Below are 10,090 nucleotides of genomic sequence, written 5' to 3' on the forward strand. Positions count from 1 at the left end.
CGCGGTCTTGCCTCCGGCGATCCGCACCTTGACGTCGGAGAACACACCACATGACAACGACGTCAGCGACGTCGACGCGCGGTGGAGCGCGCGTCCACGTCCAGCGCTTCGGCACCTTCCTCTCGGGAATGGTCATGCCGAACATCGCGGCCTTCATCGCCTGGGGCTTCATCACGGCCCTCTTCATCCAGACCGGATGGCTCCCCCTCCTCGGCATCGACGCCACCTGGGTCCAGCAGTTCGGCGGCTGGAGCACGGATCCCGACGTGGTCAACACCGGCCTCGTCGCCCCGATGATCACCTACCTCCTCCCGCTCCTCATCGCGAACACCGGCGGCCGCATGGTCTACGGCGCCCGCGGAGGCGTGGTCGGCACCATCGCGACCATGGGCGTCATCGTCGGCGCCGGCATCCCGATGTTCATCGGCGCCATGATCATGGGCCCGCTGTCGGCGTGGCTCATGAAGAAGGTCGACTCGATCTGGGACGGCAAGATCAAGCCCGGCTTCGAGATGCTGGTCAACAACTTCTCCGCCGGAATCCTCGGCCTCCTCCTCGCGCTCCTCGCCTTCGCGGGCGTCGCGCCGCTCGTGGTCGGCCTCTCGACCGCCCTCGGCGCGGGTGTGGAGTTCCTGGTCAACGCGGGCCTGCTCCCGTTGACCTCGCTCTTCATCGAGCCGGCGAAGATCCTCTTCCTCAACAACGCCATCAACCACGGCATCCTCACGCCGCTGGGCGTGCAGCAGGCGGAGGAGGCGGGCAAGTCCTACCTCTTCCTCCTCGAGGCCAACCCCGGCCCCGGCATGGGCGTGCTCCTGGCCTTCGCGTTCTTCGGCGTCGGCGCGGCCCGCGCCTCGGCTCCCGGTGCGGCGATCATCCACTTCATCGGCGGCATCCACGAGATCTACTTCCCGTACGTGCTGATGAAGCCGGCGCTCCTCGCGGCCGTCATCCTCGGCGGTGCGACCGGTGTCGCGACGAACGTCGCGTTCAACTCCGGCCTCCGCGCCCCCGCCTCGCCCGGCTCGATCATCGCGGTGCTCCTGCAGACCGCGAACGACAGCTTCCTCGGCGTCATCCTCTCGGTGATCCTCGCGACCGCCGTGTCGTTCCTGGTGGCCTCGGTCATCATCCGGTCCGGCCGCAAGCGCGACCTGGCCGCGGAGCAGGAGGGCGACGACAAGCTCGCCGCCGCCGTCGCCGCCAACGAGGCGAACAAGGGCAAGGAGAGCGCCGTCGGCTCGCTCATCAACGCCCGCGGTGCCAACGCTCCGCAGGACTCGGCCGGCGCCTCGACCGCGGGGGCCACGGCCACCGCGACCCAGGTCCGGAACATCGTCTTCGCCTGCGACGCCGGCATGGGCTCGTCCGCGATGGGCGCCTCGGTGCTGCGGAACAAGATGAAGAAGGCGGGCTTCGAGGACGTCACGGTCACCAACAAGGCGATCGCCGCTCTCGAGGACGACGTGGACCTGGTCATCACCCAGGCCGAGCTCACGGAGCGCGCCCGCCAGCGCACTCCGGGCGCCATCCACGTCTCCGTGGACAACTTCATGAACAGCCCGAAGTACGACGAGGTCGTCTCGCTGGTCGCGGAGCAGCACGGCAAGTAGTACGCCAACCATTCGGAGGGAACCCGTAGGGTGCGACAGAGCGGACACGCTCCGCTCGCCCCTGCGGGTTCCCTCGCTGTCAGCACCTCCACGGAAGGACGCACCCCATGAGCGACGTGCTCACCATCGGACAGATCGACGCCTCCGGCACCGCCACCACGAAGGAGGCCGCCATCAAGGAGGCCGCCGACATGCTGGTCGGCGTCGGCGCGGTCACCCCCGCCTACTACGAGGCCATGCTCGCCCGCGAGGCGACCGTCTCGACCTACATGGGCAACCTGCTCGCCATCCCGCACGGCACCAACGACGCGAAGGACGAGATCCGCTCCTCCGCCCTCTCGTTCGTGCGCTATGCGCAGCCGATCGACTGGGACGGCAACGAGGTGCGCTTCGTCGTCGGCATCGCCGGCGTCGACAACGAGCACCTCGAGATCCTCTCCAAGATCGCGATCATCTTCTCGGAGGAGGACGAGGTGCAGAAGCTCCTCGACGCTCCGGACGCGCAGTCGCTCTACAGCCTGCTGGGCGAGGTCAACTCCTGATGCCCACCGCCGTCCACTTCGGCGCCGGCAACATCGGCCGCGGCTTCGTCGGCCTGATCCTGCACGGCGCCGGCTACGAGCTCGTCTTCGCCGACGTCAACTCCGAGCTGATCGGCCGCCTCGCCGATGCCGACAGCTACGAGGTGCACGAGGTGGGGGAGGAGGCGGCCACGCACGTCGTCGACCGCTTCCGCGCGATCGACTCGGCCGCCGACGAGGAGGCTCTCGTCCGCGAGATCGCCGCCGCCGACATCGTCACCACGGCCGTCGGCCCGAACATCCTGCGCTTCGTCGCCCCCGTGATCGCGAAGGGCCTCGCGGCCCGCGACGAGTCGGCGCCGCGGCTGGCGGTCATGGCCTGCGAGAACGCGATCAACGCCACGCGCCTCCTGCAGACCGAGGTCGCCGCGAACCTCGGTGCGGACGAGTGGGAGCGCCTGCGCACCCGCGCCGTCTTCGCCGACACCGCGGTGGACCGCATCGTCCCCAACCAGGACCCGGGCCAGGGCCTGGACGTGACGGTGGAGAGCTTCTTCGAGTGGGTCGTCGACCGCACTCCGTTCGAGGGCACCGAGCCGGAGATCCCGGGCGCGACCTGGGTCGACGACCTCGAGCCGTTCATCGAGCGGAAGCTCTTCACCGTGAACACCGGCCACGCGACGGCCGCCTACACCGGCTTCGCGGCCGGAGCGCACAAGCTCTCCGACGCGCTGGCGATGCCCGAGGTGCACGACGCGGTCAAGGCCGCGCTCGAGGACACCAAGGCGCTCATCGTGGCCAAGCACGGCTTCAGCGACGAGGAGCAGCAGGCCTACCTCGAGAAGACGCTGAAGCGCTTCGCCAACCCGTACCTGACCGACACGGTCGACCGGGTCGGACGCCAGCCGTTGCGGAAGCTGTCGCGGCACGAGCGCTTCATCGGACCGGCGGCCGAGCTCGCTGAGCGCGGGCGCACGCCGGAGGGCCTGCTCGCCGCGATCGGCGCCGCGCTGCGCTTCGACGTGCCCGAGGACCCCCAGAGCGTGGAGCTCCACGAGAAGCTGGCCGCGCTCACCCCGGAGGAGTTCGTGGCGGAGGTCACCGGCCTCACGGCCGAGCACCCGCTCTTCGACCGGGTCGTGGCGGTCGTCCGCGGCTAGTCCCGTGGCCGCACGGCGGTGAACGACGACGAGGTCCCCTGCTTCCCGCGGGGGACCTCGTCGTCGTCTGCGGCGGCTCGGGCGGAGCGCTAGAACAGCCGCCAGCGCGTGAGCGGCCAGGCCACGGCGAAGACGCGTCCGGTGACCCTGTCGATCGGCACGGTCTTCACGCACGTGTCGATCGGCCCGCCGGCGCCGCGGCACTCGCCGAGCGAGTCGTTGGAGTTCGACCGGTGGTCGCCCAGGACGAAGAGGGAGCCCTCGGGGACGGTGTACTCGTCGAAGCAGCGGAGGGACGCGGGGCTCGTCGTGCAGTCGAGGGTCCCGGGGGTGAAGGGGAAGTCCTCGAACACGTAGGACTCGTCCAGCGGCTTCCCGTCGACCAGCACATGCCCCTCGGCGTCGCAGCAGGAGACGGTGTGGCCCCCCTCGGCGATCAGCCTCTTGACGAGGAACTCCTCGTGGGAGGGGCCGATGCTGGTGACGTCGCCGAACGTCTTCACGATCTCGGAGAGGGGGCTGCCGGCCTCGTCGCTCGCGCCCCAGTCGGCGTCGCGCGAGAAGACGACGATCTGGCCCTCCTCCGGCCCGCCCTGGAGGGCGAGGGTGCGGTCGACCAGGATGCGGTCGCCGAAGAATCCGCCGCCCTGGAGGGTGTTCTCCATCGAGCCGGTCGGCACCGTGTACACCTTCACGAAGAAGGTCTGCACCAGGGCGATGACCGCGATGGCCGCCAGGATCGTCACCACCGGGTGCGAGTACCAGCTCCGCCTCGCGGTCGCGGACCTCGTCGTGCGCGCCATGTGCTCTCCCTCCGGCTCGACGGAGCCAGCCTAGGCGGCGGCGGACGCAGGGCCGGGCAGGGGGCGCGCGTCGGGCGCGGAGGCGGAGGAGGGGGCGACACGCCCGAGGTGGCGGAGCGGCCGCGATTCGCGTAGCATCGACCCTTGGTGTTTTGCGCGTGCTCCGGCATGCCCGCGAACCCCGATCCGGGCTCTCGCCCGGTGGTGGCTCGTCGCGGAAACATTCGCACGACCAGTACACACACTACTTCCGAACGACAGTGAGGCTATGGCCAAAAAAGACGGTGTCATCGAAATCGAAGGTGCGGTTGTCGAGGCGCTCCCCAACGCGATGTTCCGCGTGGAGCTGACCAACGGACACAAAGTTCTCGCCCATATCTCGGGCAAGATGCGTCAGCACTACATCCGGATCCTCCCCGAGGACCGGGTGATCGTGGAGCTGAGCCCCTACGACCTGACCCGCGGCCGGATCGTCTACCGCTACAAGTAGGCGTTCGCTCCGCTGACGTTCGCGACGTGCGTGTCCTGTAAGGAACGGCCCCGGCATCCGCCGGGAGCACGACGCCAGCGAAAACAAGGACAAGAACAATGAAGGTCAACCCCAGCGTCAAGCGCATCTGCGACCACTGCAAGATCATCCGCCGCCACGGCAACGTGATGGTCATCTGCAGCAGCAACCCCCGCCACAAGCAGCGCCAGGGCTAGTCCCGCTGCTTCCGCGAGGGAGCGCCGGGGCGGCGTGCCGCCCCACTGCACAACTGAACACACCCGCAGCACCAGAAATCGCGCAGCACCCCGGCGACCCCGGGGTGGACGGCGAGGACACCTTCGGTCGGAGGCCGAGGCACCGGTGCTGCTTCACACCTCCACTCACTCACAGGAGAAGCCACAATGGCACGTCTGGCAGGAGTAGACATCCCGCGCGAGAAGCGCGTGGAGGTCGCACTGACCTACATCTACGGTGTCGGCCGCACTCGCGCGCTCAAGACCCTGAGCGACACCGGGATCGACGGCAACATCCGCGTCAAGGACCTCAGCGACGACCAGCTCGTCTCGCTCCGCGACTACATCGAGGGCAACTACAAGGTGGAGGGCGACCTCCGCCGCGAGGTCGCCGCCGACATCCGCCGCAAGGTCGAGATCGGCTCGTACGAGGGCCTCCGCCACCGTCGCGGCCTCCCGGTCCGTGGACAGCGCACCAAGACGAACGCGCGCACCCGCAAGGGACCCAAGCGCACCGTCGCCGGCAAGAAGAAGGCCGGCCGCAAGTAACGCGGGCGACACGGACCTAGAGGAGATACAGAATTGGCTACCCCCAAGTCGGCCGCGCGCAAGCCGCGCCGCAAGGAGAAGAAGAACATCGCTGTGGGCCAGGCCCACATCAAGTCGACGTTCAACAACACCATCGTCTCGATCACCGACCCCTCCGGGGCCGTCATCAGCTGGGCCTCGTCCGGTGGAGTCGGCTTCAAGGGCTCGCGCAAGTCGACGCCGTTCGCCGCCCAGCTCGCCGCCGAGTCGGCCGCGCGCCAGGCTCAGGAGCACGGCATGAAGAAGGTGGACGTCTTCGTGAAGGGCCCCGGCTCGGGTCGTGAGACCGCGATCCGCTCGCTCCAGGCCGCAGGCCTCGAGGTCGGCTCGATCAACGACGTCACCCCGCAGGCGCACAACGGCTGCCGCCCGCCCAAGCGTCGTCGCGTCTAAGCAGCACTCGCAGCCGTCGGCCGGCCGCACGAACCGCCTCCGGGCGGGGAGTGCGGCCGGCCGGCGGATCGCGCATTTCTTTCACAACTCCACACCTCGCAAACGCACGTGTCATATAGCGGACACGTGATCGAAAGGAATCATCAGTGCTTATCGCACAGCGTCCGACGCTCACCGAGGAGAACATCTCGGAGTTCCGTTCCCGCTTCGTCATCGAGCCCCTCGAGCCCGGCTTCGGCTACACGCTCGGCAACTCGCTGCGTCGCACCCTGCTGTCCTCCATCCCCGGCGCCGCTGTCACCAGCATCCGGATCGACGGAGTCCTGCACGAGTTCACGACCGTCCCGGGCGTCCGCGAGGACGTCACCGAGATCATCCTGAACATCAAGGGACTCGTCGTCTCCTCCGAGCACGACGAGCCGATCACCGCCTACCTGCGCAAGCAGGGAGCCGGCCAGGTCACCGCCGCGGACATCTCGGCTCCGGCCGGTGTCGAGATCCACAACCCGGAGCTCGTCATCGCCACGCTGAACGACAAGGCGAAGTTCGAGCTCGAGCTCACGATCGAGCGCGGCCGCGGCTACGTCTCGGCGACCCAGAACCGCAGCGAGTTCTCCGAGGCCGGCCAGATCCCGGTCGACTCGATCTACTCGCCCGTGCTGAAGGTCACCTACCGCGTCGAGGCCACCCGTGCCGGCGAGCGCACCGACTTCGACCGCCTGGTCGTGGACGTGGAGACGAAGGCCGCGATCTCGCCGCGCGACGCCATCGCCTCCGCCGGACGCACGCTGACCGAGCTGTTCGGTCTCGCCCGCGAGCTGAACAACGCGGCCGAGGGCATCGAGATCGGCCCCGCGCCGGTCGACGCGGTCCTCTCGACCGAGCTGTCCATGCCCATCGAGGACCTCGACCTCTCGGTGCGCAGCTACAACTGCCTCAAGCGCGAGGGCATCAACAACGTCAATGAGCTCGTCGCCCTCTCGGAGACGCAGCTCATGAACATCCGCAACTTCGGTCAGAAGTCGGTGGATGAGGTCAAGGAGAAGCTGACGGAGCTCGGCCTGTCGCTCAAGGACTCGGTCCCCGGGTTCGACGGCGCCCACTTCTACAGCTACGACGACGAGAGCATCTAGGTCCTCCGCTCCGGAGCCCCGGCTCCTCGCGTCCGACCTGCTGACACCCCTTTAGTACTGGAGTAAACCCATGCCCAAGCCCACCAAGGGCCCCCGCCTCGGAGGCGGACCCGCACACGAGCGCCTGCTGCTGGCGAACCTGGCCGCGGCCCTGTTCACGCACAAGAGCATCAAGACGACCGAGACCAAGGCCAAGCGCCTTCGTCCCCTCGCCGAGCGCCTGGTGACCTTCGCCAAGCGCGGCGACCTGCACGCCCGTCGTCGCGTCCTCGCGACGATCGGCGACAAGTCGGTCGTCCACGAGCTCTTCACCGAGATCGCTCCGCTCGTCGCCGAGCGCGAGGGCGGCTACACCCGCATCACCAAGATCGGCCCCCGCAAGGGAGACAACGCGCCCATGGCCGTGATCGAGCTCGTCCTCGAGCCCGTCACCCCCAAGGCGAAGAAGTCGCGCACCGCCACGGCGCCCGTGTCCGCTCCGGTGGACGAGGCCCCCGCCGAGGAGACCACTGCCGAGGAGACCCCCGTCGAGGAGGCGCCCGTGCAGGACGCTCCCGTCGAGGACGCCGCGCAGGACGCTCCGGTCGAGGAGACCGGCGCGACCAAGTAGTCACGCCCCCCTCTGACGAGAGCCCTCCGTCCCCTCCGGGGCGGGGGGCTCTCGTCGTTCCACGGGGCCGACTGGCGCGAATCGTCGCTTACGATGGCACGGCTGCGCTCGTCGGGTGCGGCCGCGTCACGACCGGCGCTCCCGGGGTCCGCCCCGACGATCCTCGGAGGACTCCTGTGCGACTGCCCTCCTCGGCCGCTGCGGCGCTCCTCGCACTGGCACTCGCGGCCGGAGTGAGCGGCTGCGCCTCCGGCGAGGTGATCGACGTGCCGGAGTCGGCGGGCCTCGCGAGCACGCCTCCGGTACCGTCGGCCGCACCGACCGTGCCCTCCGTGCCGTCGAGCGAGGGTGTGGACTGCGCGACCGCTCTCCCCGCCTCCCTCGTCGAGCAGGAGGCCGGCCTGACGGCGGGCACCGTGTCGATCACCGCCGCGGGAGACACGTGCTCCTACGCCGTCGACGGCGGCGACCCGGTCGTCGTGCTGACGCTGCACCGCGGGCCCCTCGTCGAGACCTTCACCGGTGCGGGCGAGGCGCTCGGCGCCGTGCCGGTCTCGCTGGGCACGGCCGCCTACTGGGTGCAGGGCATCGCCTCCGCCCCCTCCGAGCTGGCCGTGCTCGCAGGCGGCTGGGAGGCGCGGATCGTCTCCTCGGTCGGCGAGCAGTCGACGCTGGTCGGCTGGGCGGTCTCGGCCCTGGCGACCGTCGACGTCCCGCTCACGGTCGCCTGAGCCGCGACCACGGCGCGCTCTAGACTCGTCTGATGCTCCACCGCGTCCGCCTCGACCTGGCCTACGACGGCTCGCACTTCTCCGGCTGGGCCAAGCAGCCCGGCCTCCGCACCGTGCAGGGGGTGCTCGAGGAGTCGCTCGCCCTGGTCCTGCGCTCCGAGCAGCACCCGACCGTGACGGTCGCCGGGCGCACCGACGTCGGCGTGCACGCCAGCGCCCAGGTCGCCCACGTCGACCTCACCCCCGAGCAGTGGGGCCGCATCAGCAGCGGCAGGCGCCGACCGGGGGAGGAGCCGTTCCCGCCCGCGTCGATCCTGGAGCGGCGGCTCCGCGGGATCCTCGGGCAGTACACCGACGTCTCGGTGCACCGGGTGACGGAGGCGCCGGAGGGGTTCGACGCGCGGTTCTCGGCGCGCTGGCGGCGGTACGAGTACCGGCTGGCCGACGCCTCCTCGATGCGCCACCCGCTCGACCGCACGTACACCACCTGGATCACCGACTCCCTCGACCTCGACGCGATGACGGCCGCGGCCCGCTCGCTCCTGGGCCTTCACGACTACGCGTCGTTCTGCCGTGCCCGCGCAGGGGCCACCACCATCCGGAGCCTGCTCGACTTCACCTGGGAGCGCGACGCCGACGGAGTCCTGCACGCCCACCTGCGCGCGGACGCCTTCTGCCACAGCATGGTGCGGGCCCTCGTGGGGGCGTGCGTCGCGGTCGGCGCCGGGAAGCTCGAGGCGGGGGCGGTCCCGCTGCTCCGGGACGCCGCCCGACGGACCAACGCGTTCGCGGTGATGCCGGCCAGAGGCCTCATCCTCCGCGAGGTCGACTACCCCGAGGACGACGCACTCGCCGAGCGGGCCCTGCTCACCCGGGCGAAGCGCACCGTGCGGACCGAGGGGCCGGACCCGGAGGACTCGGAGTGAGGCGAGGGCGCGCGACCGCGCCCCGCGACCCGTGGCGGCCCGGGCCGCACCTCCCGCCGCCGGAGCCCCTGCCGCCACGATCCGTGCTTGGCCGCACGGGGGCTTTGCTGTAATGTCGACCCTTGGTGTTTTCGGCCGTGTGCCGAGCGCCCGAAGTTGAGCCCTCCACCGGATCGGTTCGGCCCCCTCGCGGGTCGAACGGCCACGGAGCGGGATCCACGAACACCTCACTCCGACCAGAAAGCAGCACTCACGTGACTCGCACTTTTTCTCCGAAGCCGGCTGACGTCCAGCACGACTGGATCGTCATCGACGCGTCCGACGTCGTGCTCGGCCGTCTCGCCACCCACGCCGCGGCGCTCCTGCGCGGCAAGCACAAGGCCACCTTCGCGCCGCACATGGACATGGGCGACTTCGTCATCATCGTCAACGCGGAGAAGGTCGCCCTCACCGGCCAGAAGCTCCTCCAGAAGAAGGCCTACCGCCACTCCGGCTACCCGGGCGGCCTCTCGGCCACCACGTACGCCGAGCTCCTCGAGAAGAACCCGGTCCGCGCCGTCGAGAAGGCCATCCGCGGCATGCTCCCCAAGAACTCCCTCGGCCGCGCCCAGCTGCGCAAGCTGAAGGTCTACACGGGATCCGAGCACCCCCACGCGGCCCAGCAGCCGCAGGCGTACGCCTTCACCCAGGTCGCCCAGTAGGCTCCGGCCCTCCCCGACACCCCAGACTTCGAAGACAAAGGATCACCTACACCGTGGCGAAGATCGCAGACCAGATCGACGTGGCTCCCGAGAGCTACTCCACCGAAAGCCCGGCCACCGAGGCGTCCACGACGCCCCGCGCCGTCCTCAACGTCTCCGGCGCAGCCGTGGGCCGACGCAAGCAGGCC

The 10,090-nt window shown here is 69.8% G+C and carries 13 protein-coding genes and 1 pseudogene; 13 read left to right on the forward strand and 1 reads right to left on the reverse strand.

Annotation, left to right across the window (positions count from 1 at the left end; all coding sequences use genetic code 11):
* Positions 1-50: 50 nt before the first annotated feature.
* From C5C27_RS15075 to C5C27_RS15085, 3 genes are all read left to right on the forward strand, one after another.
* On the forward strand, positions 51-1,613 hold the full coding sequence (locus C5C27_RS15075; protein WP_104224995.1) for a PTS mannitol transporter subunit IICB: 1,563 nt from the start codon (positions 51-53) through the stop codon (positions 1,611-1,613).
* A gap of 107 nt (positions 1,614-1,720) precedes the next feature.
* Positions 1,721-2,155 carry a PTS sugar transporter subunit IIA gene (locus tag C5C27_RS15080; protein ID WP_104224996.1) on the forward strand — a complete coding sequence of 145 codons (435 nt, stop codon included), beginning with the start codon at positions 1,721-1,723 and terminating at the stop codon, positions 2,153-2,155.
* On the forward strand, positions 2,155-3,294 hold the full coding sequence (locus C5C27_RS15085; protein ID WP_104314812.1) for a mannitol-1-phosphate 5-dehydrogenase: 1,140 nt from the start codon (positions 2,155-2,157) through the stop codon (positions 3,292-3,294). The genes C5C27_RS15080 and C5C27_RS15085 overlap by 1 nt, the downstream gene beginning before the upstream one ends.
* Before the next feature lie 89 nt (positions 3,295-3,383).
* Here C5C27_RS15085 and lepB read toward each other — a convergent pair whose 3' ends face one another.
* Positions 3,384-4,097: a signal peptidase I gene (gene lepB / locus C5C27_RS15090; protein WP_104224998.1), complete on the reverse strand. Its 714-nt coding sequence runs from the start codon at positions 4,095-4,097 to the stop codon at positions 3,384-3,386.
* Between the two features lie 268 nt (positions 4,098-4,365).
* Here lepB and infA point away from each other — a divergent pair, with 268 nt between their 5' ends.
* The 10 genes and pseudogenes from infA to C5C27_RS15140 form a co-directional block, all read left to right on the forward strand.
* Entirely contained in the window at positions 4,366-4,587 is a 222-nt protein-coding gene (gene infA / locus C5C27_RS15095; protein ID WP_022883252.1) for a translation initiation factor IF-1, read from the forward strand.
* 98 nt (positions 4,588-4,685) lie between these two features.
* The gene (gene rpmJ / locus C5C27_RS15100) at positions 4,686-4,802 is read left to right on the forward strand and encodes a 50S ribosomal protein L36 (RefSeq protein WP_055787164.1); all 117 of its coding nucleotides are present in this window, start codon (positions 4,686-4,688) and stop codon (positions 4,800-4,802) included.
* Between the two features lie 186 nt (positions 4,803-4,988).
* The gene (rpsM, locus tag C5C27_RS15105; protein ID WP_068251511.1) at positions 4,989-5,369 is read left to right on the forward strand and encodes a 30S ribosomal protein S13; all 381 of its coding nucleotides are present in this window, start codon (positions 4,989-4,991) and stop codon (positions 5,367-5,369) included.
* A 33-nt stretch (positions 5,370-5,402) separates the two neighbouring features.
* Complete coding sequence (gene rpsK / locus C5C27_RS15110) at positions 5,403-5,801, forward strand: 30S ribosomal protein S11 (protein ID WP_055787170.1); 399 nt, start codon at positions 5,403-5,405, stop codon at positions 5,799-5,801.
* 146 nt (positions 5,802-5,947) lie between these two features.
* Positions 5,948-6,934 carry a DNA-directed RNA polymerase subunit alpha gene (locus C5C27_RS15115; RefSeq protein WP_104224999.1) on the forward strand — a complete coding sequence of 329 codons (987 nt, stop codon included), beginning with the start codon at positions 5,948-5,950 and terminating at the stop codon, positions 6,932-6,934.
* A 70-nt stretch (positions 6,935-7,004) separates the two neighbouring features.
* On the forward strand, positions 7,005-7,544 hold the full coding sequence (gene rplQ / locus C5C27_RS15120) for a 50S ribosomal protein L17 (protein WP_104225000.1): 540 nt from the start codon (positions 7,005-7,007) through the stop codon (positions 7,542-7,544).
* 176 nt (positions 7,545-7,720) lie between these two features.
* Positions 7,721-8,275, forward strand: a complete 555-nt coding sequence (locus C5C27_RS15125) for a hypothetical protein (RefSeq protein ID WP_104314813.1) — start codon at positions 7,721-7,723, stop codon at positions 8,273-8,275.
* 32 nt (positions 8,276-8,307) lie between these two features.
* Positions 8,308-9,201: a tRNA pseudouridine(38-40) synthase TruA gene (locus C5C27_RS15130; protein ID WP_104238770.1), complete on the forward strand. Its 894-nt coding sequence runs from the start codon at positions 8,308-8,310 to the stop codon at positions 9,199-9,201.
* Between the two features lie 254 nt (positions 9,202-9,455).
* Positions 9,456-9,902 carry a 50S ribosomal protein L13 gene (gene rplM, locus C5C27_RS15135; protein WP_104225003.1) on the forward strand — a complete coding sequence of 149 codons (447 nt, stop codon included), beginning with the start codon at positions 9,456-9,458 and terminating at the stop codon, positions 9,900-9,902.
* 53 nt (positions 9,903-9,955) lie between these two features.
* A pseudogene (locus tag C5C27_RS15140) lies at positions 9,956-10,090 on the forward strand (30S ribosomal protein S9); the annotation flags it as partial.

It is taken from the genome of Rathayibacter sp. AY2B7, assembly GCF_002931635.1.
In the GTDB taxonomy this organism is placed as follows: domain Bacteria; phylum Actinomycetota; class Actinomycetes; order Actinomycetales; family Microbacteriaceae; genus Rathayibacter.